This is a genomic window from Streptosporangium sandarakinum (assembly GCF_013409935.1).
In the GTDB taxonomy this organism is placed as follows: Bacteria; Actinomycetota; Actinomycetes; order Streptosporangiales; family Streptosporangiaceae; genus Streptosporangium; species Streptosporangium nondiastaticum.
On the sequence record NZ_JACCCO010000001.1, the window covers coordinates 3,512,747 to 3,535,236 of the forward strand.

At 73.0% G+C, this 22,490-nt stretch carries 18 protein-coding genes; 8 read left to right on the top strand and 10 right to left on the bottom strand.

The features are described 5' to 3' along the window. The first annotated feature begins 13 nt into the window (after positions 1–13). Positions 14–2,269 (top strand): heavy metal translocating P-type ATPase, encoded by a 2,256-nt coding sequence (locus HDA43_RS15905; protein WP_179821473.1) that lies wholly within the window; start codon positions 14–16, stop codon positions 2,267–2,269. A 229-nt stretch (positions 2,270–2,498) separates the two neighbouring features. Beyond that, positions 2,499–3,830, top strand: coding sequence for an aminotransferase class V-fold PLP-dependent enzyme (locus HDA43_RS15910; RefSeq protein ID WP_179821475.1), 1,332 nt, complete (start codon positions 2,499–2,501; stop codon positions 3,828–3,830). On the opposite strand, the gene HDA43_RS15915 is transcribed toward HDA43_RS15910, so the two are convergent. The 4 genes from HDA43_RS15915 to HDA43_RS15930 form a co-directional block, all read right to left on the bottom strand. After that, positions 3,760–5,382 (bottom strand): MFS transporter, encoded by a 1,623-nt coding sequence (locus tag HDA43_RS15915; RefSeq protein ID WP_312873299.1) that lies wholly within the window; start codon positions 5,380–5,382, stop codon positions 3,760–3,762. The genes HDA43_RS15910 and HDA43_RS15915 overlap by 71 nt on opposite strands. After that, positions 5,379–6,590 (bottom strand): PLP-dependent cysteine synthase family protein, encoded by a 1,212-nt coding sequence (locus tag HDA43_RS15920; protein WP_179821478.1) that lies wholly within the window; start codon positions 6,588–6,590, stop codon positions 5,379–5,381. Before HDA43_RS15920 ends, HDA43_RS15915 begins: the two co-directional genes overlap by 4 nt. A 109-nt stretch (positions 6,591–6,699) precedes the next feature. Beyond that, the gene (locus HDA43_RS15925) at positions 6,700–7,323 is read right to left on the bottom strand and encodes a hypothetical protein (RefSeq protein ID WP_179821480.1); all 624 of its coding nucleotides are present in this window, start codon (positions 7,321–7,323) and stop codon (positions 6,700–6,702) included. A gap of 204 nt (positions 7,324–7,527) precedes the next feature. Beyond that, on the bottom strand, positions 7,528–7,944 hold the full coding sequence (locus HDA43_RS15930; RefSeq protein ID WP_179821482.1) for a CBS domain-containing protein: 417 nt from the start codon (positions 7,942–7,944) through the stop codon (positions 7,528–7,530). 99 nt (positions 7,945–8,043) lie between these two features. On the opposite strand from HDA43_RS15930, the gene HDA43_RS15935 reads away from it, so the two are divergent. Beyond that, positions 8,044–8,586 (top strand): cysteine hydrolase family protein, encoded by a 543-nt coding sequence (locus HDA43_RS15935; protein ID WP_179821484.1) that lies wholly within the window; start codon positions 8,044–8,046, stop codon positions 8,584–8,586. Positions 8,587–8,761: 175 nt separating this feature from the next. On the opposite strand, the gene HDA43_RS15940 is transcribed toward HDA43_RS15935, so the two are convergent. The 5 genes from HDA43_RS15940 to HDA43_RS15960 form a co-directional block, all read right to left on the bottom strand. Beyond that, on the bottom strand, positions 8,762–9,436 hold the full coding sequence (locus HDA43_RS15940) for a DUF6766 family protein (RefSeq protein WP_179821486.1): 675 nt from the start codon (positions 9,434–9,436) through the stop codon (positions 8,762–8,764). Positions 9,437–9,531: 95 nt separating this feature from the next. Continuing rightward, positions 9,532–9,873 carry a hypothetical protein gene (locus HDA43_RS15945; RefSeq protein ID WP_218911739.1) on the bottom strand — a complete coding sequence of 114 codons (342 nt, stop codon included), beginning with the start codon at positions 9,871–9,873 and terminating at the stop codon, positions 9,532–9,534. A gap of 169 nt (positions 9,874–10,042) precedes the next feature. Next, positions 10,043–10,996 carry an LLM class F420-dependent oxidoreductase gene (locus HDA43_RS15950; RefSeq protein WP_179821490.1) on the bottom strand — a complete coding sequence of 318 codons (954 nt, stop codon included), beginning with the start codon at positions 10,994–10,996 and terminating at the stop codon, positions 10,043–10,045. A gap of 186 nt (positions 10,997–11,182) precedes the next feature. Continuing rightward, entirely contained in the window at positions 11,183–13,633 is a 2,451-nt protein-coding gene (locus tag HDA43_RS15955) for an ABC transporter permease (RefSeq protein WP_179821492.1), read from the bottom strand. Further along, entirely contained in the window at positions 13,633–14,364 is a 732-nt protein-coding gene (locus HDA43_RS15960) for an ABC transporter ATP-binding protein (protein ID WP_179821495.1), read from the bottom strand. The genes HDA43_RS15955 and HDA43_RS15960 overlap by 1 nt, the downstream gene beginning before the upstream one ends. 98 nt (positions 14,365–14,462) lie before the next feature. Between HDA43_RS15960 and HDA43_RS15965 the strand changes: the two genes are divergently transcribed. Further along, entirely contained in the window at positions 14,463–15,071 is a 609-nt protein-coding gene (locus HDA43_RS15965; protein WP_179821497.1) for a response regulator transcription factor, read from the top strand. 136 nt (positions 15,072–15,207) lie between these two features. On the opposite strand, the gene HDA43_RS15970 is transcribed toward HDA43_RS15965, so the two are convergent. Beyond that, positions 15,208–17,391, bottom strand: a complete 2,184-nt coding sequence (locus tag HDA43_RS15970) for a sensor histidine kinase (RefSeq protein WP_179821500.1) — start codon at positions 17,389–17,391, stop codon at positions 15,208–15,210. Between the two features lie 366 nt (positions 17,392–17,757). Here HDA43_RS15970 and kdpF point away from each other — a divergent pair, with 366 nt between their 5' ends. From kdpF to HDA43_RS15995, 4 genes are read left to right on the top strand one after another with little or no spacing between them, the layout of a single operon-like run. Beyond that, positions 17,758–17,847, top strand: a complete 90-nt coding sequence (kdpF, locus tag HDA43_RS35075; RefSeq protein WP_179821505.1) for a K(+)-transporting ATPase subunit F — start codon at positions 17,758–17,760, stop codon at positions 17,845–17,847. A gap of 1 nt (position 17,848) precedes the next feature. Beyond that, entirely contained in the window at positions 17,849–19,498 is a 1,650-nt protein-coding gene (gene kdpA, locus HDA43_RS15985) for a potassium-transporting ATPase subunit KdpA (protein ID WP_179821508.1), read from the top strand. Beyond that, entirely contained in the window at positions 19,495–21,615 is a 2,121-nt protein-coding gene (gene kdpB, locus HDA43_RS15990) for a potassium-transporting ATPase subunit KdpB (RefSeq protein ID WP_179821510.1), read from the top strand. Before kdpA ends, kdpB begins: the two co-directional genes overlap by 4 nt. Continuing rightward, positions 21,616–22,485: a potassium-transporting ATPase subunit C gene (locus HDA43_RS15995; RefSeq protein WP_179821513.1), complete on the top strand. Its 870-nt coding sequence runs from the start codon at positions 21,616–21,618 to the stop codon at positions 22,483–22,485. Positions 22,486–22,490 lie beyond the last annotated feature (5 nt).

Sequence of the window (22,490 nt, forward strand, 5' to 3'; positions counted from 1 at the left end):
GAAAGGAGAGGTGATGTCCTCCATCACGGATGACCGGCCGCCGGCCACCGGTGCGGTCGAGCTCTCGATCGGCGGCATGACCTGCGCGTCGTGCGCCAACCGGATCGAGCGCAAGCTGAACAAGCTCGATGGCGTCACGGCGACCGTCAACTACGCCACCGAGAAGGCCAAGGTCGTCTTCCCCGCCGACCTCGACCCCCGCGATCTGGTCGCGGAGGTGGAGAAGGCCGGATACAGCGCCGAGCTGCCCCCGCCGCCCCGCGCCGAGGGCGCCGGGGAGGACGGACCCCGTGAGGAGACCGACGAACTGGCCCCGCTGCGGGCCAGGCTGATCACCTCCGTCGTCCTGGCCGTCCCGGTGATCGCGATGGCGATGATCCCGGCGTTGCAGTTCACGAACTGGCAGTGGCTGTCGCTGACCCTGGCCGCCCCGGTCGTGGTCTACAGCGGCTGGCCGTTCCACCGCGCCGCCTGGACCAACCTGCGCCACGGCGCCGCCACCATGGACACCCTGGTGTCGCTCGGCACGATCGCCGCGCTCGGCTGGTCGCTGTGGGCGCTGTTCTTCGGTACGGCCGGCACGCCCGGCATGACCCACCCGTTCGCGCTCACCATCGAGCGCACCGACGGCACGGGCAACATCTACCTTGAGGCCGCGGCCGGGGTGACGGCGTTCATCCTCGCCGGCCGTTACTTCGAGGCCCGTTCCAAGCGCCGCGCCGGCGCCGCGCTGCGCGCCCTGCTGGAACTCGGCGCGAAAGACGTCTCCGTGCTGCGCGACGGCGCCGAGGTCCGCGTCCCCGCCGACCGCCTGGCGGTGGGCGACCGGTTCGTGGTGCGGCCCGGCGAGAAGATCGCCACCGACGGCGTGGTCGAGGAGGGCTCCTCGGCGGTGGACGCCTCCATGCTGACCGGCGAGTCGGTCCCGGTCGAGGTACGGCCCGGCGACGCGGTGACCGGCGCGACCGTCAACGCCGGAGGCCGCCTGGTCGTCCGCGCCACGCGGGTCGGCTCCGACACCCGCCTCGCCCAGATGGCCAAGCTGGTGGAAGAGGCCCAGACCGGCAAGGCGCAGGTCCAGCGCCTGGCCGACCGGATCTCCGGGGTCTTCGTGCCGATCGTGATCGCCCTGGCCCTCGGGACGCTCGGCTTCTGGCTCGGCACGGGCGACGGCGCGGGCGCCGCGTTCACCGCGGCGGTGGCCGTACTGATCATCGCCTGCCCCTGCGCCCTGGGCCTGGCCACCCCGACCGCGCTGCTGGTCGGCACCGGCCGGGGCGCCCAGCTCGGCATCCTGATCAAGGGGCCGGAGGTCCTGGAGTCCACCCGCGGCATCGACACCGTCGTACTCGACAAGACCGGCACGGTCACCGAGGGCAGGATGACCCTGGTGGACGTCGTCACCGCCGAGGGCGAGGACGACGCCGAGGTCCTGCGCCTGGCCGGGGCGCTGGAGCACGCCTCCGAGCACCCCATCGCCCAGGCCGTGGCCCGGGGGGCCGCCGAGCGGGTGGGCGAGCTGCCCACTCCCGAGGACTTCGCCAACGTCGAAGGGCTCGGCGTCCAGGGTGTCGTCGACGGGCACGCCGTCCTCGTCGGCCGCCCCCGGCTGCTGGCCGAGTGGTCGCAGCACCTGCCCGCCGACCTGGAGCGGGCCCTGGAGGAGGCGCAGGCCGCGGGCCGTACGGCGGTCGCGGTCGGCTGGGACGGCAGGGCACGGGCGGTCCTCGTGGTCGCCGACGTGGTCAAGCCGACCTCCGCCGAGGCGATCCGGAGGCTGCGCGCCCTCGGCCTGACCCCGGTGCTGCTCACCGGTGACAACGAGGCCGTCGCCAGGACGGTCGCGGCCGAGGTGGGCATCGACGAGGTCATCGCCGAGGTGCTGCCCGCCGACAAGGTGGACGTGGTCAAGCGGCTCCAGAGCGAGGGGCGGTCGGTGGCGATGGTCGGCGACGGGGTCAACGACGCCGCCGCGCTCGCCCAGGCCGACCTGGGGCTGGCGATGGGCACCGGCACCGACGCGGCCATCGAGGCGTCCGACCTCACGCTGGTCCGCGGCGACCTGCGGGTGGCCGCCGACGCGATCCGCCTGGCCCGCCGGACGCTCGCCACGATCAAGGGCAACCTGTTCTGGGCCTTCGCCTACAACGTGGCGGCCCTGCCGCTGGCGGCCATGGGGCTGCTCAACCCGATGATCGCCGGAGCCGCCATGGCGTTCTCGTCGGTGTTCGTGGTCACCAACAGCCTGCGGCTGCGCGGTTTCAAGTAAACCGTCCTCCGCCGCCAAGGCCGTCCTCCGCCGTCACCGCCGATGCCCGCGCCACGCCGGGCACCGGCGGTGACGGCGTGACGGCGCCGGTCCACCGCACACTGGAAGCGTCGACCAGGGTGCCGCCGCGGCCCCGCCCGGAGTGATCCGCCCGGCCCGCCGGTTCCGCTTCAGGACGGCCGGCCGGCGCGCGCCGCGGTCGCCCGCTGATGCGGTACGGGGGATTTCGATGACTGTGTCCAGACGCGAGATGATCACCGGGTTGGGCGCGCTGACCGCCTCCCTCGCCGCGGCGGCCCCGCGGGGTCCGGAGCCGCCCGCCGCCCGGGGACCGGCCGCCTCGCTCCCCGGCGTCCCCGCCGGCCGCGCCCCGGACCGGACGGCCGGGGACGAGCGCTTCTGGGAGGACATCGCGCGGCGGTACCGCGTCAGCCCGGACTTCGTGAACCTGGAGAACGGCTACTACGGGATCATGCCCGAGCCGGTACGCCTGGCCTACCACCGCAACGTGGACCTGCTCAACGAGCAGAACTCCCACCTGCTGCGCACGGACTACAAGGAGCGGGCCGACCGGATCAGGCGGCGCGTCGCCGCCCTCCTCGGCGTCTCCGCCGAGGAGATCGCCCTCACCCGCGGCGGCACCGAGGCCCTGCAGAACCTGATCGGCGGCTACAACCGGCTGCGGCCGGGCGACGCGGTGATGTACGCCGACCTCGACTACCACAGCGCCCGGTACGCGATGAACTGGCTGCGCGACCGGCGCGGCGTCACGGTCGAACGGCTGGCGATCCCCGAGCCGGCGACCCGGTCGGCCGTGCTGGACGCCTACGCCACGGCGCTGCGGGACCACCCGCGGGTACGGCTTCTCCTGCTCAGCCACATGAACAACCGCACCGGGCTGGTGACGCCGGTCAGGGAGATCGTCGAGATGGCGCGCGCCCGCGGCGCCGACGTGATCGTCGACGCGGCGCACTCGTGGGGCCAGCTCGACTTCACCCTCGGCGACCTCGGGTCGGACTTCACCGTGTTCTCCCTGCACAAATGGATGGGGGCGCCGCTGGGCACGGGCTTCCTGCACATCCGGAAGGAACGCCTGGCCGACATCGACCTCGCGTTCGCCGACGAGACCTATCCGGCCGGCGACATCCGTTCGCGCGTCCACTCCGGCACCCTGGACGCCGCCGCCGTGCTCTCGGTGGACGCGGCCCTGGACTTCCACGACGCCCTGGGCGCCGCGGTCAAGCAGGCGCGGCTGCGCTTCCTGCGCGACCGCTGGGTCCACCGGGTGCGCGACATCCCGGGCATGGAGATCCTGACCCCGGAGGACCCGGCGATGTACGGCGCGATCACCGCCTTCCGGTTCGCCGGCCGTACCTCGGAGGCCGAGAACGTCGCGATCACCGACGACCTGTACAGCCGGTACCGGATCTTCACCGTGCGCCGGGGCGGGCCCGTCCGGGGTGACTGCGTCCGGGTGACGCCGGCGCTCTTCACCTCGCGTGACGACGTCGACCTCCTGGCCACCGCCCTGCACGACCTCGCCCGGCGGCGGCGTCCCTGAGACGGGCTCCGGACGCCCGCGCCGGCGGGCCGGGCGGATGCCGCCCCGGGGCCGCCGGGGCGGCATCCGGCGTGGCATCCGGTGGGGTCGTGCCGGGAGACGGCGGCCCCGGGGAAGCCACGCCCGGAGAGGGCGGATCCGGGGAGGTCCCTTCCGGAGAGGCCGCTTCCAGAGAGGCCGCTTCCGGGGAGGCCGCTTCCGGGGAGGCCGCTTCCGGGGAGGCCGCGGGGCGCTCCGCCAGCCGCCCGGACCGGTCCAGGGCGCGCACGGCCGCCGCGCATCCGGCGCCGACCGCCGCCAGGCCGAGCCACGGCAGGCTGGGCAGGCCCACCGACCTGCCCAGGTCCAGCGCCCACCCCGACAGCAGGTTGCCCGCGGCGACGCCGAGACCCGCCAGGGTGCTGTAGAGCCCGTAGCGGGTGCCCACCGAGTGCTCGGGACCGAGGGCGACGACGGTCGTCATCTCGAAGGGGTAAATGATCATCGTGGCCAGGCTGAGCAGCACCGCCGCGCCCAGCACGGGCAGGAGCAGGAGGACCTGGGCGGCGGCGGGCGGCGGAGCGGTGGCGGTGGCCGTCAGCGGCGCGGCCACCGCGAGCGGGACGAAGGCCAGGCCCATCAGGACGAGCCCCCGGACGATGGCCCGGGACGGCCCCCAGCGCCGGCCCGCCCACGCCGTCACCCGGGCCTGCCCGATGACGGTCATGATGCCGGAGACCACGAAGACGAGCGTGACCCCGAACTCGCCGGCCGTCACCCGCCGGACCTCCAGCGGCAGGCCGAGGTAGATCTGGAAGTTCAGCGCGTAGGAGCCGGCCATGGCCAGCGAGAACCGCAGCAGGGACCGGTCGGCGGCCACCTCCCGCCAGCCAGCCCGCCCGCCGGCCGCCGTTCCGGGGGCACCGGCCGCCCCCGGAACGCCTGGACCGGCTGGACCGGCTGGACCGGCTCCCGTGCCCGGCGGCAGCGCCCGCACCTGGGCGACCGTGAGGGCGGCGAACATCACCCCGGCGGTGAGGCAGACCAGGGTGAACGTCACCCCGTTGAGCAGCAGCCCGACCAGCGGCCCGATCAGGATGCCGAGCTGGCCGAAGGCGTTGAAGGCGGCGAACGCCTCGACCTTGCGCTCACCGGCCTCCCTGGCGAGATAGGCCCGCACCGCCGGGTTGAACAGCGCCCCGGCGAACCCGGTGAGCGCCGAGGCCGCCACCAGCGCGGGGACCGAGCCGGCCACCCCCAGCATCAGGAACGCCACGGCCCGCACCCCGCACCCCGCCACGATCACCGGCTTGCAGCCGAGCCGGTCGGCGAGCGTCCCGCCGACCAGGAACAACCCCTGCTGGCTCAGGTTGCGGACGCCGAGGATGAGCCCGACCAGCGCGGCGGGCAGCGCCAGCGTCCCGGACAGGTGACCCGCGAGGTACGGCATGAGCATGTAGAAGCCGGTGTTGATGGTGAGCTGGTTGACCAGCAGCAGCCGCACCGGCCGGTCGAAGGACCGGATGAGCGCCGGGGTGCCCGCCATCAACCTCCCCTCGGCGGCGCCGGTCACCGATCCTCCCGGACGGCGCCCGCCGTACCGGGGTCGTCCGTGACGGCGTCCGCCGTGCCGGGCGGGTCCGTGCCCGCCGTACCGGGCAGGGTTCCGGGCGGCACTTCCGCGAGGGGATCGACCACGGTCGTGCACCGCGTCCAGCGGACCGGCTCGCGCTCCGCGGGGTGAGCGATCTCCTCCGGGTCGGCGGCCGGTGGCGCACCGAGGAGGTCGTGGGCCGCGCAGTAGTCGTCGCTGAACACGGTGTCGAAGTAGCGGTGCGGCCCGTCGGGGAAGACCGCCGCCGTCCGCGTGTGTCCGGGCATCGTGCGGGCCAGCCACGACGCCACCAGGGCCACCGCCCCGACGCTCCAGCCGCCGGTGGCGTAGCGCAGGGCCGCCAGGCGGCGGCACGCCCACACCGCCTCGGCCGGCGCCACCCAGTGCACCTCGTCGAACAGCTCGTAGGCCACGTTGCGCGGGTGGATGCTGCTGCCCAGGCCGCGCATCAGCCGGGGGCGGGCCGGCTGGCCGAAGATCGTCGATCCCGTCGAGTCGACGCCGACGAGCCGCAGGTCGGGGTAGAAGCGGCGGAGCATCCGAGTGACACCCGCGCTGTGGCCGCCGGTCCCGACGCTGCACACCAGGACGTCGATCCGGCCGAGCTGACCGGCGAGCTCGGTGGCCAGACCCGCGTAGGCGGTGACGTTGTCGGGGTTGCCGTACTGGTCCGGGCAGTAGGCGTCCGGGTGCCCCGCCAGCAGTTCGCGCACCCGGTCCTGTCGCGCCCGCTGCCAGCCGCCCACCGGGTGCGGCTCGGTGACGACGACGACCCGGGCTCCGTAGGCCGCGAGCAGGTGCCGCATCAGCGGCTCCATCCCCGGGTCGGTCACCAGCGTCACCGGGTGTCCGTGGACGATGCCGGCCAACGCCAGCCCCAGGCCGAAGGTCCCGCTGGTGGACTCCACGATGGGCGCCCCCGGTCGCAGCAGGCCCGACCGGCGCGCCCGGTCCACGATGTGCAGGGCGGGCCGGTCCTTGATGCCCCCGGGGTTGCCGCCCTCCAGCTTCGCCCAGAAGCCGCGGCCCCGGCCGGTGACGATCTCCGGGATCCACAGGACCGGGGTGTTCCCGACGACGTGCTCCGGAGCGTGGCAGGTGTTCCCGGTGACCAGTCGGCCGGTCGGGAGCAGTGAGATGTCTGGTGAGTTGAGTGTGTAGGTCATGGTCCGTTTCCCTTGAACGTGATCCGGTGATCCGGTGATCCGCCTCAGGGCACGCCGGAGGTACGGCCCGCGCCGACGGCACGGGCGACGGGGCGCGCCGACGGACCGGCTACACCCGGGAAACAGACTTGAGCAGGAGTAGGGCCGCCCCGGGAAGCGGGCGGACCGGACGGGAGGAGCGCCGCGCCGCAGGAACGGCCGGGGCTTCGGCGGCCACCTCGGCGACCGCGGTGTCGTAGGCGGCGCGGCCGACGGGGAGCAGGACACGGAGGGTGGTGATCGACGGTCCGGCCGCCGCCCCGCACAGCGTGTGGTCCTCGCCCGCGGGCAGCAGGGGCCGCAGGGGGCACGGGGTGCCGCCGCAGTACGCCGTCGCGCCGGACACGGCGCGAGAGCGGGTGATCGCGTGGAAGCCGGACGCGGTCCGGGAGGCGTTGGCGGTCCGGGGGCCGGATGCGGTCCGGGAGCCGGTGGTCCCGGAGCCGGTGGCGGGTGCGGGGAGGGATTCGGCGGTGGGCCGGGACCCGGCGGTCGCGCTCCGGGCCTCTCCCGGGCACATCTCTCCGGAAAGGACGGCCCGGACCCCATGACGATGATGGCCCGAGTGGGCGTGGGCCGAGTGGGCGTGGGAGCACAGCACGAGGTGCAGCAGCACGGTGGCACCGAGCACGGTCAGATACAGGGCGCGGAGGATTCCTCCGCGCCGCATGCACCGCCGTATCGATACGACCATGTCCAACAGCGTACGCTCCGCTATGTAATGAATCGCTACGCAGAGTGACATTTGTGGAGAATGTTCGACCGTTCGGGAATCGTGCGTCCCGCCGTACGGTGGGCGCGGCGATCCCGCAAGGGCATGAAAAAACCCGGGCGGCGGCCCGGGCGGTGAAAGGGCCCGGCGCCCCGGAGACGCAGGATCCGGGGCGCCGGCAGCGGGTCAGTCGGAGGTGACCGCGTCCATCAGGTCACCCACCGGCGCGTCGGGCAGTGCCCGCGCCACGTCGGCCAGGGCGACCATCCCGACCAGCTTGTGTCCGTCGATCACCGGAAGGCGGCGGACCTTGTGCTTGGCCATCGTGCCGAGGATCTCCCTGGCATCGTCGTCGGCGCCGATGGTGACCGCCTCGCCCTGGACGAACTCACCGGCCTGGCAGGACTTCGGGTCCTTGCCCCGGGCCAGCACCTTCACCACGATGTCGCGGTCGGTCAGCATGCCCTTGAGCCGGTCGTCCGTGCCGCAGATCGGCAGGGAGCCCACGTCGAGGCGAGCCATCTTGCCCGCGGCATCGAGCACGGTCTCGTCGACCCTCACGCACTCGGCGCTCGGCGTCATGATCTCGCGTGCGGTCTTCATCTCGCTCCTTTCTGTGCTCCGGAGCCTCTGCGGCTACCCGGGAGCCCACCGGTGAAACCGGGGCCGAATGAACGGGACGGAAAGGGAGAGAAGCGATGCATGGGAAAGATTGCGCTGGTCGTGGTGGACATGCTGAACCCCTACGACCATCAGGATGCGGAACCGCTCGCCGAGAACGTCGCCGGGATCGTCGAACCCCTGGCCGATCTGATGCGCCGGGCGCACGAACACGACGACGTCGAGCTGGTGTACGTCAACGACAACTACGGGGACTTCTCCGTGACCCGGGATGACCTCGCGGGGCGGGCGCTCTCGGGTCGGCGGCCCGACCTGGTCGAGCCGGTGCTGCCCCCGAAGGAGGCGCCTTTCCTGCAGAAGGTGCGCCACAGCGCGTTCTACGGCACCTCCCTGGAGTATCTGCTGCACCGGGAGGAGGTCGAGACCCTGGTGCTGGCCGGCCAGGTCACCGAGCAGTGCGTCCTCTACAGCGCGCTCGACGCCTATGTGCGGCACTTCTCGATCAGGATTCCGCGTGACTGCGTGGCCGGCATCCACGCCGACCTGGCGGACGCCGCGCTGCGGATGATGGAGCGCAACATGGGGGCGAAGATCGTGGCGGGGGAAAGGTGCCTGGAGGTCTGACGACCTCTCCGGCGCCGGTTCGGTGCGTGAAAGGTTCGACGGGTGAAGCCCGGTGTGTGAAAGCCCGGTGCATGGGGGTTTCGTCGTGAAGGCCCGGCGCATGAGGGTCCGGTGTGTGAAGGCCCGGTGTGTGAAGGCCCGGTGTCGTCCGAGGAGGTGTCCTCCTCGGGCGGCTTCACCCCTCGACGCCGGTCGTGTCGTGGGCGGCCCCGACGGGCTTGGACTGCGTCGACCCGCGCTGGCGCAGGTAGACGGAGAGCACGACCATCGACAGCACGGCGAGGAACTCCGACTGCCAGTTCTGCAGCGTGCGGTTCCAGAAGTCGGCCGAGACGACGTACTCGCCCCAGCTCACCGGGTCCTCCAGCTGCGCGAGCTGCTGGGTGTTGTAGCTGGCCTGGCCCGACACCGACTGACCGAGCCATGACAGCACGAAGACGGCGCCCATCACCAGGCCGAGGGAGTTGCCGTACAGCGACCGCCGCCACCCGGCCGCGGCGGCCCAGGCGGGGCTGTCGGACTCGGCGTACCGGCCCGTCTTCTGCTCGGCGTCGCTCTCGCCGCCCTCCTCGCCCGGCTTCTTCGACTCGGTGGAGCCGCGCTGCACCAGCCAGACCGTCGCGAGGATGAACAGCAGGAACTGGAGATACTCCGACTGCCAGTTCTCCGCGACGTCGGCGGTGAAGTCGGAGGAGGTCACGTAGGACACCCACGACAGCGGCGCGCCGCCCTCGGCGAGCCGCTGCTGGTTGGCGTCGGCGTTCCCGGCGAACGACTGCCCCACCAGGGACAGCAGGAACGCGGCGAGGAAGAACAGGCTCAGGGCGTTGTTCTTGATGAAGTTCTTCACGGAGCCCTCCCTAACGCTGCAGAAGGCCGATGGCGAGGAAATAGGCCAAGCCGACACCGATCAGGACCAAAGTGACGGTGAACATGACGCGCATGTCAGGTCGTCACCTCGCATCGGTAGGGGAGCTCGCCTTGGGCCGTGCAGCCCGCGCCGCGCACCAGCCAGCCCTGGGGGAACCTGTGCAGGAAGACGGTGTCCCGCGACAGCCGTACCTGCGCCTCGTCGCCCCAGACCGCGGTGTCCACCGGCTGTCCGCCGGGCAGTTCGAGGTCGAGGATGGCGTTGGCGCACCTCTGGCCGCCGGTGCTCAGCCCCTCGGCCGCCGAGGGGGCCAGCAGCGAGCACGCCTGCTCTCCCTGGCGGTCGTGCACCGCGCCGTAGAAACGGGTGGCCGCCTGTTCGGCGGTTTCCCGTTCGGCTGAGGAACAACCGGTCAAAATCGCAACTAATGACATCAATGCCAATTAAATTGCTCGACTGTTCATCGGCTCCCCTTACCCCGCCGCCCCCAAAAGTCACGTCGGGACGACTACGCCGTGTACGCGCGCCGGAACGTAAGGATGCGATGCGCGTGCCCCCGGCGGGCCGGCCGGGGGCACGCCGGCCTCAGCGCACCCGGGGCAGCACCTCGCGGGCGTAGAAGTCGAAGAAGGCGTCCTGCTCGGGGCCGATCTGGCTGATGTAGACCTCGTCGAAGCCCGCGTCCACGTACTCCTTGATCGACTGGATGTGCTTCTTGGGGTCGGGACCGCAGGGCGTGGAGGCGGTGGCCTGCTCCTCGGTGACCATCTCCGCGAGCTGCTCGAAGTGCCGCGGCAGCGGCAGGAGCTGGGACGCCTCCCCCTGGATGCCCTGGGTCGGCCAGAGCCGGTGCACGGTCTTGCGGGCCTCGGCCTCGTCGGTGGCGTAGCAGACCTTCAGGCCGCTCTGGGTGGGCTTGCCCTCGCCTCCGGCCTTGTGGAACTGCTCCACCAGCTCGGCCGCGGGGCCGGTGCAGATGTACCCGTCGCCGATCCGCCCGGCCAGCTCCACCGACTTCTTGCCGAAGCCGGAGACGTAGACGGGCGGCGGGCTGTCGGGCAGCGTGTACAGGCGGGCGTTGTCGACGTCGTAGTGGAGACCGCGGTGGGTGACCAGCTTGCCCGACCACAGCTCCCGCATGAGCTCGACCGCCTCCTCCAGCATCTCCAGCCGCTCGGAGGCCGGGGGCCAGCGGGACTCGATGATGTGCTCGTTCAGCGCCTCGCCGGTGCCGACGCCGAGCCGGAACCGGCCGTCGGTGAGCACGGCGCTGGTGGCGGCGGCCTGGGCGATGATCGCCGGGTGGATGCGGACCAGCGGGCAGGTGACGGCCGTGGTGATCGGCAGCGAGGTCGCCTCGGCGATGGCGCCGATGACCGACCACACGAACGGGCTCTGCCCCTGCGCGTCCAGCCAGGGATGGTAGTGGTCGGAGATCCACAGCCCCTCGAAACCGGCCCGCTCGGCCAGCTTCGCCTGCCGTACCAGTTCCTTGGGGTCGTGTTCCTCGCAGGAGAGGAAGTATCCGAACCTGGTCATCGCCGCCTCCTCGGTGCCTCGTTCCAGATCAGTGGCCATACCCAGGTTGACGAGGCCAAACGGATCAGCCGGGAAAACGCGGGGCGGGGCCGCGGCCGCCCGGCCCCGCCCCGGCCCACCGCCGGAGACCGGAGGCCGGAGCCCGTCCGGACCCCGGGTCCCGGGCTCCCGTCCCTGCTTCCGTGCCTACTCCCGCGCGCCGACCGCCTCCGCCGGGTGCCGGGCCAGGACGACGCGGGCCGGCAGCGCGGTGGCCGCGAGGGCGAGCAGGGCGGCGGCGCCGACCACCGCGAGATAGCCGAGCGGCGGGACGTACGGCGCCGCCGACCCCGTCATGCCCGTGCTGAACGCCGTGAGCGTCACCAGCGCGATGCCCGTCCCCAGCGCCACCGCGACCGCGAGCGCGACCAGGGTCTCCAGCCCGAGCATCCGGCGCGCCTGTCGCCGTGTCGTACCGACCAGGCGCAGCAGCGCCAGCTCGCGTGACCTCGCCGAGGTGGACATGGCCAGGGTGTTGACCACGGCGATCGCGGTGAACGCGATGATCAGGCCCATCGCGACGTAGTTCACCTCGGCGTTCGCCGGGCCGGCCCAGGCGGCTCCGGCCGTCTCCGCCACGCCGGTGCCGGGAACGGCCCGCGCGAGGTCCGCCCGGGTCAGGGAGGGCGCCGAGACCAGCGCGGTGCCGAGCGGGTCGTCCACGTGCCGGGCCACCAGCGCGTGGGAGAGCGTGAGGTCGCCGAACCCCAGCCCGCGGCGGTAGACCGCGGTGACGCGCAGGTCGGCCGGGGTTCCGTCGCCGAGCGTCAGGCGGAGCCTCCCGCCCACCCGGACGCCGAGCCGTTCGGCCGCCGTACGGCTGACCGCGACCGCGTCCTCGCCGAGGCCGTCCAGCCTTCCGGCGACCACGCCCAGGTCGAGGGTCCTGCCGAGGCCCTCGCCGGTGACACCCTGCGCGCCGTACTTTTCCAGGCCCACCCGCACCGAGGTGTGCAGCACCTCGGTGACCGCCTCGACGCCCGGGAGGCCGCGCAGGGCCGCCGCCGCCCCGGAGGGCAGGTGCGGGCCGAGGACGTGCCCGGCCACGGTGCCGGCCGCCGCCTCCCGTCGGGCGGCGTCCTCCACGGTGGTCTGCGTGAACAGGATCGTGCAGGTCATCGCCACCATCAGGCTGAGCGGCGCGATGATCGAGGCCAGGCGCGGCGCGCCGGCCCGCAGGTTGGCCGCGGCCAGGTGGCCGCTCGCCCGGAAGGCCCGCAGCGGCGCCCCGAGCAGGGTGGCCGCCACCCGCGCGACCAGCGGGCCGAGCAGCGCCACGGCGACCGTCCACACCAGCGCGGTGAGCATGGTGACCGGGCTCGCCGCCGCCTCGGTCGACAGGGACGACAGCACCAGCGTCAGCGCGAGGCCGCCCCCGGCGCACAGCAGCCCGGCGACCAGCCTGCCCGTCGGCAGCAGCGCGGCCGGCAGCGCCACCTCGCCCAGCGCCTCCACCGGGCGGATCCGTACGGCGCGGCGGGCCGAGAGCCGGGACGCCGCCCACGCGGCCGCCACGGTCGCCGCGAGCGCCGCGAACACCGGGAACGGGCTGACGACCAGCCGCAGGTTCGGCGGCATCGCGCCCAGTGCGACGAACCGGGAGCGCAGCCAGAACCCCAGGCCGATGCCGACCGCCGCGCCGATCAACCCGGCCACCGCGCCGACCAGCAGCGCCTCGCCACCCAGCATCTTCCGCACCTGGCGGGGAGTGGCCGCGACGGCCCGCAGCAGGGCGATCTCCCGCTGGCGCTGCTGGACGGACAGCGCGGACGTGCCGACGACGACGAGGATCGCCACCAGCAGCGAGGTGCCGCCGAGCGCGCCGCCGAGGCTGATCAGCCGCACCCTCGCCTGCTCGGCGTCCGGGAACTCCACGGCGCCGCGCTCGTCCCCGGTGGCGGCGAGTGCCGGGACACCGCCGGGGGCCGCGGCGGCCTCACGCAGCGCCGCGGACACGTCCACCGCCGGGAAGACGCCGACGGCGCTGACCATGCCCGGCCGGCCGGTCAGGCGGCGGGCCTCGGCGGGAGAGAGGAACAGCGTCTCCCGGCCGGGCAGGTCCTGAGCGGTGACGCCGGTCACCAGGTAGGTCCGGTCACCGGCCGGCGTCCGCACCGGCACACGCGCGCCGGGCCGCAGTCCCGCCCCGGCCTCCACGGCCACCTCTCCGTCCGTCCGCGGCGCGCGGCCCGCGCTCAGGGTGAACGGGGTCAGTGCCGCCGACTCCCAGCCGTGCCCCTCGAAGGGACGGCCGGCGACGTAGAGGGGGAACGTCACCTCGGTGACCACCCGCGAGACGCCGGGGAGGCGGCGCAGCCGTTCGGCGAGGGACACCGGAACCCATGCCCGCTCGGCCAGCGGCTTGGCCTTGGTCTTGGTCTTCTCCGCCGACTTGCGGATCGTCTCGCGGGCGAACCGGTCACCGGTGACGACCACCGGGGTGCCCGCGTAGCGCTCCGGGGCGACGCTCCCGCGCAGCCCCGTCTCCAGCAGCATGCCGCAGGCGCAGACCAGCGCGGCGGCGCAGAGCAGGGCGACGAACGCGCCCGCGAAGGCGGCCCCGCGGTGCCGGATCGTCCTCATCGCCAGAGAGATCATCACACCCACGCTCCCAGCCGGGTCATCCGCTCGGCCACCTTCTCGGAGGTGGGAGCCGCCATGGAGTCCACGATCCGGCCGTCCGCCAGGAAGAGCACCGCGTCGGCGTAGGAGGCGGCCACCGGGTCGTGGGTGACCATCACCACCGTCTGCCCCGTGCCGTCCACGATCTCCCGCAGCAGCGTCAGCACGTCACGGGCGGTCATCGTGTCCAGCGCCCCGGTCGGCTCGTCGCCGAACACCACCTCGGGCCGGGTGACCAGCGCACGGGCGATGGCGACCCGCTGCTGCTGGCCGCCGGACAACTGGGCGGGCCGGTGGCCGGTCCGTCCCCGCAGACCCACCCGGGAGACGACCTCGTCCAGCCACGCCCGGTCCGCCCGCGTCCCGGCCAGCCGCAGCGGCAGCGTGATGTTCTCCTCCACGGTGAGCGCCGGGATCAGGTTGAACGCCTGGAACACGAAGCCGACCCGCCGCCTGCGCAGCTCGGTCAGGGCCGTCTCGTCCATCCCGGACAGCTCGGTGCCGCCGAGCCGTACCGAACCCGAGGACGGCACGTCCAGTCCCGCCGCGCAGTGCAGGAACGTGCTCTTGCCCGACCCCGAAGGTCCCATCACCGCGGTGAAGCTCCCGCGCGGGATCCCCACCGACACCTCGCGCAGGGCCGCGACCGCGCCCTGCCCCTTCCCGTACACCTTGCTCACCGCGTCCAGCCGCACCACGTCCGTCATGTCCTCAACCCTGGCGGCGGGGTGCGGCGCGGACCACGGAGGTGCTCACCGATCGGTCATGACCTCATCATGATCCGGACACTGGTAGACATATCCCTGTGATCCGTGTGCTTCTCGCCGAGGACCAGCACGTCATCAGGGGCGCCCTGGCCGCACTGCTCGGCCTCGAACCGGACCTGGAGATCGTGGCCGCCGTCGACTCGGGCGACGCGGCCCTCTCCGCGGCCCTGGTCCACCGCCCGGACGTCGCGGTGCTCGACATCGACATGCCCGGCGCGCGCGACGGCCTGGCCGCCGCCGCCGAACTGCGTGAGAGGCTGCCGGGCTGCCGCACCCTCATGCTGACCGCGCACGGCAAGCCGGGCCACCTGCGCCGCGCGCTCGGCGCCCAGGTGGACGGGTTCCTGCTGAAGACCGCGCCGCCGGAGGACCTGGTCGCCGGGATCCGCGCGGTCGCGGCGGGGCAGAGGGTGCTCGACCCTTCGCTCGCGGTCACCGCCTGGAACCTGGCCGACAACCCGCTGACCCCCCGGGAGGCCGACGTGCTGCGACTGGCGGCGAGCGGCGCCGACGCGGCCGAGATCGCGGCCCGGCTCTTCCTCGGTGCCGGAACGGTGCGCAACTACCTGACCGCCATCGTGGCCAAGCTCAACGCCCGCAACCGCACCGACGCCGTCCGCATCGCCTCCGAGGCCGGCTGGATCTGACCCGTCCACCGCCCGCCGTCCACCGCCTGCCGCCCGCCGTCCACCGGACCTGGAACTGGAACCGGAACCGGCCCTCGCCCCTCGGACCTTCCGGCCTTCGGCCTCTGGCCCCCGGTCCCCGGTCCCCGGTCCCCGGTCAGTACGGTGCCCGCCCGGCGCGGTCGTCCCTGGCCGGGACGGCGGACGGCGCGATGGCCACCGTGTCCCGGGGGACCGGTGCCCAGGCCGTCAGCTCGAAACGGTCACCGTCCCGGGCCGTGCCGAGCCGTCCGCCGAGGACCGCCAGGCGGGTGGTGAGGTTGCCGAGCCCGGCCGAGCCCGGCCGGACCCCGGCCCCGACCGCACCGTCACCGCGCACGTCACCCGCAGCCGCTCCATCGCCGCGCGCGCCACCCGTGCCCGCGCCGTCGTTGCGCACGCCGAGCCGTACGCCGCCCTCCTCCGCCGTCGTCGTGATCGCGCAGTGCCGGGCCGCGCTGTGCCGCAGCACGTTGGTCACCGCCTCCCGCAGCACCGTGCCCAGCGCGGCGTCCACCTCGCCGGGAAGCGCGCCGTGTGCGAGGGAGAGCTCGGCACGGACCCCCGCGGCGGCCAGCACCGACCGCGCCGTCTCCGCCTCGTCCGCCAGCGACACCGCGGCGCGCCCGCCGGAGACGACCCGCAGGTCCGCCTCGGCCTTCCCGGTCATCGTCAGGACCTCCGTCAGCTCCGCGCGGGCCCGCTCCGGGTCCAGCCGCCTGGCCAGCTCGCACCTGAGCAGGATCGCGGCCAGGCTGGAGCCGAGGAGGTCGTGCAGGTCGCGGGCGGCGCGCAGGCGCTCCTCGACCACGGCGGAGCGGGCCAGCCCCTGCCTGGCCTCCCGCAGCTCCCTGACCAGCTGGGCGAGCCTGACCAGCCCGTACATCACCAGCCCGGTCACCAGCGTGCTCACCGTGAAGTTGACCGTCACCGGGACCGGCAGGCCGAGCAGCACCGCGGCGACCGCCGTGCCCGCCATCACGCACCCGGCCAGCGGCCAGGCCACCGCCGCCGGGAACGCGAGCAGGACCGGGCCGGCGAGGAACCCGGGCACGCCCAGCCACGCCCTGCCGAACACCGGGATCGGCGCGAAGGCCAGCAGCGCCATCACCGCGAGCGCGGCCATGTGCCGCCCGGTGACCGAACGGACCTGCATGACGACGATCACCGCGAGGCAGGCGGCGGCCGGCGCGGCCAGGTGCGCGGGGACGGTCAGCAGCGCCTTGGCCGAGAACCCGAGCAGCACGGCGACCAGCAGCGCGACGGACAGCCGGTAGGCGCGCGGGTCCTCGGCGGGCGCTGACGGCCCCTGGTCCGCGGCCGGCGCGGGCAGCACGGTCTCGACGGTCAGCCATCCCTCGGCCGTCAGGTCCGTCGACAGGCCGCCGCCCGACAGCGCGGCCTGCCGGGCCGACTCGGCGAGGCCCTCGTCGTCGGCCGTGCGGGCGCCGTCGTGGACGACGCGCAGTCGTATCGTCCCGTGTGCCGCGACGGTCTCGATCAGGCATTTCCTGACAGTGTTCTGCCGTACCGCCCCGACCACGACCTCGCGCAGCACGGTCGCGAGCAGCGCGCCGGCCGGGCCGAGCGGCTCGGTGTGCCCGGCGCGCACCTCCACCTCGGCGCCCGCCGCCGCCAGCATCGCCCGGGCCGTCGTCACCTCGGGCGTCAGGGACGTGGCGCGGTAGCCGGCGGCGGCGGCTCTGGCGTCGGCCAGCGAGCGGCGGGCGGCGCCGACGACCTCGCCGAGCACCTCGCCGGCGTTCTCCGGCCGGTCGAGGGCGAGCCGGACGCCCCCGGCGATCCCGGCGAGCCCCCGGCCGATGCCGTCGTTCAGTTCGGCGGCGATGCGCAGCCGCTCCTCGGCCGCCGCCGCCATCGTCAGGGCCAGACGGGCGGCGTGCACCTCCTCCACCCGCTCGGCGAGCCGGGTGAGGCCGTAGATCACCAGCGAGACGAGCACCATGCTGATCACCGAGTCCGCCGGGCCGATGACGGCGGCGCTGACCGCCACCGGCACGGCCAGCGCCCAGGCGCGGGTCAGCAGCAGGGACCCGCCGACGAAACCCAGGATCCCGACGGATGTGCCGAAGCCGAGCACGGCCGTGTAGCAGACCAGCGCCTGTACGGCCGGCAGCCACGGCCGCCTGAACCGCCGCAGGCCGGGCGACACGTGGACGAGCTGGAGCCCGAGGGCCACGGCGGCGAGCGGTGACCCCGCGAGGACGTAGACGGCCGCGAAACCGGCGAACGCCACGCCGGCGATCACCCGCGCCAGGCGGGGCACCGGAACCCGCGACATCCCGAACTCCCCCCGACCCTCCGAACCGGAGCAAGCCTACGGCGAGGCCGCCACCCGGCCACCACCCCCGTCACCTCCGCCGCCCCCACCGCCCGCGCCGTCTCCGTCGCCCGTGCCGCCTCCGCCGCCCGTACCGGGGCGAATGTACAGATCGCGTCAATATCGCGGCAGGCGACGTATGGAACCCGTCAAGAGACCTAAAAGCCCCCAAACACCGCGATTTCCTTGTTCTATGGCCGCCGTCCGGGCGGCCGGAAGCAACCGAACGAATCCCTCGGGAGTGAAGATGGCCGACATCGTCTTCGTCGCCCTGACGATCGCGTTGTTCGTGATCCTCGGGCTCGTCGTCAGGGCGGTGGAGCGCCTGTGAGCGCGATCAACGCCACCGGTCTGGCGGTCGCCGTCGTGCTGGTGATCTTCATGGTCGCCGCCCTGCTCTTCCCGGAGCGTTTCTGACATGGCGGCCCTGTTCATCGCGTCCCTCGTCCTGGCGCTGGCCCTGGTGCACAAGCCTTTCGGCGACCACATGTACCGGGTGTACACCGGCGACCGGCACACCCCGCCCGAGCGCCTGGTCTACCGGCTGCTCGGCGTCCGCCCCGGCACCGAGCAGCGCTGGAGCGCCTACGCGCGCAGCCTGCTGGCCTTCTCGGCCGTCTCGCTCCTGGTCCTGTACGGCCTGCAGCGCTTGCAGGACAGGCTCTGGCTCTCCCTCGGCCTCCCCCCGGTGACCGACCACATCGCGTGGAACACCGCGGTCAGCTTCGTCACCAACACCAACTGGCAGGCGTACTCAGGCGAGTCCACCATGGGCCACCTGGTCCAGATGGCGGGCCTGGCCGTGCAGAACTTCGTCTCCGCCGCGGTCGGCATGGCCGTGGCGATCGCCCTGGTCCGCGGGTTCGCCCGCCGGAACAGCGACACCATCGGCAACTTCTGGGTGGACCTGGTGCGTGGCACCGTCCGTATCCTGCTGCCGATCGCGTTCGTCGGCGCGCTGGTCCTGGTGGCCGGCGGCCTGGTGCAGAACCTCGCCGCCCCGCACGAGCTGACCACCCTGACCGGCGGCACGCAGAGCATCATCGGCGGCCCGGTGGCCAGCCAGGAGGTCATCAAGGAGCTGGGCACCAACGGCGGCGGCTTCTACAACGCCAACTCCGCCCACCCCTTCGAGAACGGCACGGGCTGGACGAACTGGTTCGAGATCTTCCTGATCCTGGTCATCCCGTTCTCGCTCCCCCGCACCTTCGGCAAGATGGTCGGCCAGGTCCGCCAGGGCTACGCGATCCTCGCCGTCATGGCGACGATCGCCCTGGTCAGCGTCACGCTGACCAACGTCTTCGAGCTGGGCGGCGGCGCGACCGTCCCGCAGGCCGTCGGCGCGGCGATGGAGGGCAAGGAGGTCCGGTTCGGCGTCGCCAACTCGGCCACCTTCGCCGCCTCAACCACCCTGACCAGCACCGGCGCCGTGAACTCCTTCCACGACTCCTACACCCCGTTCGGCGGCATGATGACGATGTTCAACATGATGCTGGGCGAGGTCGCGCCGGGCGGCGTGGGCTCGGGCCTGTACGGCATGCTCGTGCTGGCCGTGATCACGGTCTTCGTGGCCGGGCTGATGGTGGGCCGCACGCCCGAGTACCTCGGCAAGAAGATCGGCTCCCGCGAGATCAAGCTGGCCTCGATGTACTTCCTGGTCACGCCGATCCTCGTCCTGGTCGGCACCGCGCTGGCCATGGGCAACGAGGCGGGCCTGGCGGGCCTGCTGAACGGCGGCCCGCACGGCCTCTCCGAGGTCCTCTACGCCTTCACCAGCGCGTCGAACAACAACGGCTCGGCCTTCGCCGGTCTCACCGTCAACACCCCCTGGTACGACGTGGCGCTCGGCCTGTGCATGCTGCTCGGCCGGTTCCTGCCCATCATCTTCGTGCTCGGACTGGCCGGGTCGCTGGCCCGGCAGACCCCGGTCCCCGAGTCGGCGGGCACCCTGCCCACACACCGGCCGCAGTTCGTCGGCATGGTCGTCGGCGTGACGATCATCCTCGTCGCCCTGACCTTCCTCCCCGCCCTGGCGCTCGGGCCGATCGCAGAAGGACTTTTCTCATGACCACCCAGGTCCCCGCACCGGGCCGCGGTGCGGCCCCCGAACGGAGCGGCAGGGTCGGCGGCGGGCTGCTCGATCCCCGGCAGCTTCTCGTCTCGCTGCCCGGAGCGCTGGTCAAGCTGAACCCCGCCACCCTCTGGCGCAACCCCGTCATGCTGATCGTGGAGATCGGCGCGGCGCTCACCACCGTCCTGGCGGTCCTGGACCCGTCGTTCTTCGCCTGGGCCATCGCGGTGTGGCTCTGGCTGACCGTGATCTTCGCCAACCTGGCCGAGGCGGTCGCCGAGGGCCGGGGCAAGGCCCAGGCGGCGACGCTGCGCGCGGCCAAGCGCGACACGACCGCCCGCCGGCTCAGGAGCCGCGACTCCGCCGAGTGGGACGTCGTCGGCGCCCCGGAGCTGAAGCAGGGCGACTTCGTCGTCGTCGAGGCCGGGGAGATCATCCCCGGTGACGGTGACGTCGTCGAGGGCATCGCCTCGGTGGACGAGTCGGCCATCACCGGCGAGTCCGCGCCCGTCATCCGGGAGTCCGGCGGTGACCGCTCCGCGGTGACCGGCGGCACCAAGGTGCTCTCCGACAAGATCATCGTGCGGATCACCCAGAAGCCCGGCGAGAGCTTCATCGACCGGATGATCGCCCTGGTCGAGGGCGCCGACCGGCAGAAGACGCCGAACGAGATCGCGCTCAACATCCTGCTGGCCGCGCTGACGATCATCTTCCTGGTCGCCACCGTCACCATGCAGCCGTTCGCGATCTACTCCAAGAACGTCAACCCGGGCGTGCCCGACTCTCTCGCGCTGACCGGTGACGGCGTCACCGGCGTCGTGCTCGTCTCACTGTTGGTCTGCCTCATCCCGACGACGATCGGCGCGCTGCTGTCGGCCATCGGCATCGCCGGCATGGACCGGCTGGTCCAGCGCAACGTACTGGCCATGTCGGGCCGCGCGGTCGAGGCCGCGGGCGACGTCGGCACGCTGCTGCTGGACAAGACCGGAACGATCACGCTGGGAAACCGCCAGGCGGCGGAGTTCGTCCCGGTGACGGGCGTGACCGAGGAGGCGCTGGCCGAGGCGGCGCAGCTGTCCAGCCTCGCCGACGAGACCCCCGAGGGCCGTTCGATCGTGGTCTACGCCAAGGACGCGTACGGCCTGCGCGAGCGCGGGCCGGGTGAGCTGGTCAACGCCAAGTGGGTGCCGTTCACCGCGCAGACCCGCATGTCGGGCGTGGACCTCGACGGCCGGGAGATCCGCAAGGGCGCTGCGACCGCCGTGATGAAGTGGGTCCGCGACAATGGCGGCCACCCGACGGACGAGGTCGGCCACATCGTGGACGGCATCTCCGGTTCGGGCGGCACCCCGCTGGTGGTGGCCGACAGGGACCACGTGCTCGGCGTCGTCCACCTCAAGGACGTCGTCAAGCAGGGCATGCGGGAGCGGTTCGACGAGATGCGCCGGATGGGCATCCGCACCGTCATGATCACCGGCGACAACCCGCTGACCGCCAGGGCGATCGCCGACGAGGCCGGGGTCGACGACTTCCTGGCCGAGGCGACCCCCGAGGACAAGCTCGCCCTGATCAAGAAGGAGCAGGAGGGCGGCCGGCTGGTCGCCATGACCGGTGACGGCACCAACGACGCCCCCGCGCTCGCCCAGGCGGACGTCGGCGTGGCCATGAACACCGGCACGTCGGCCGCAAAGGAGGCCGGCAACATGGTCGACCTCGACTCCAACCCGACCAAGCTCATCGAGATCGTCGAGATCGGCAAGCAGCTCCTCATCACCCGGGGCGCGCTGACCACCTTCTCGATCGCCAACGACATCGCCAAGTACTTCGCGATCATCCCCGCGATGTTCGCCGCGGTGTACCCGGGCCTGGACGCGCTCAACGTCATGCGCCTGGCGAGTCCGCAGTCGGCGATCCTGTCCGCGGTCGTCTTCAACGCGATCGTGATCGTGGCGCTGATCCCGCTGGCCCTGCGGGGCGTGCGGTACCGGCCGTCCAGCGCGTCGAAGCTGCTCTCCCGCAACCTCTACGTCTACGGCCTGGGCGGCATCGTCGCCCCGTTCATCGGAATCAAGATCATTGATCTCCTCATCCAGTTCCTTCCGGGGATGTCTTAAATGGAACGCATGCCAGGCTGGATCCGCCAGCACCTCGCCGCCGTCCGGGCGATCGCCGTCCTGACCGTCCTTCTGGGCCTCGCCTACCCGCTCGCGGTGACCGGCGTCGCCCAGGTCCTGTTCAACGACAGGGCCAACGGGTCACCGGTCGAACGGAACGGCCGGGCCGTCGGCAGCGCCGCCATCGGCCAGAGCTTCACCGACGCCGAGGACGTCCCGGTCAGGAAGTACTTCCAGAGCCGCCCGTCGGCCGGCGGCTACGACCCGCTGGCCTCCGGGGCGAGCAACCTCGGGCCCGAGGACGTCGTGGACACCCTGCCGGTGCCCGGCGCCAAGGACGCCGAAGGTCATCCCGACGAGGGGCGGCGGTCGCTGCTCACCCAGGTCTGCGCCCGGTCGAAGGCGGTCGGCGAGCTGGAGGGCGTCAGCGGCGCCCGGCCGTACTGCACGGCCGACGGCGTCGGCGCGGTGCTCAAGGTCTTCCCGGCCGTCGGCACGCCCACCCGGGCGGTCAGCGTCAACCAGGCCTGCCCCGCCACGCCGTTCGCCGCCGTCTACCGCGGCGTCAGGGTGGAGTGCGGCAGGCCGGGCGAGGACTACGCGGCCGGCCGTACCGTCCCGGTGCGGGGCGGCGCGGGGACGCCCGCCGTACCCGCGGACGCGGTCACCGCGAGCGGCTCGGGCCTCGACCCGCACATCTCGGTGGCCTACGCCGAGCTGCAGGCGCCCCGGGTCGCCAGGGAACGCGGCATCCCCGTGGATAGGGTGAAGGCGCTCATCGACGAGTACACCACGGGACGCGCGCTGGGCTTCATGGGCGAACCGGCGGTGAACGTGCTCCGGCTCAACCTGGCCCTCGACGAGGAGTAGTGATC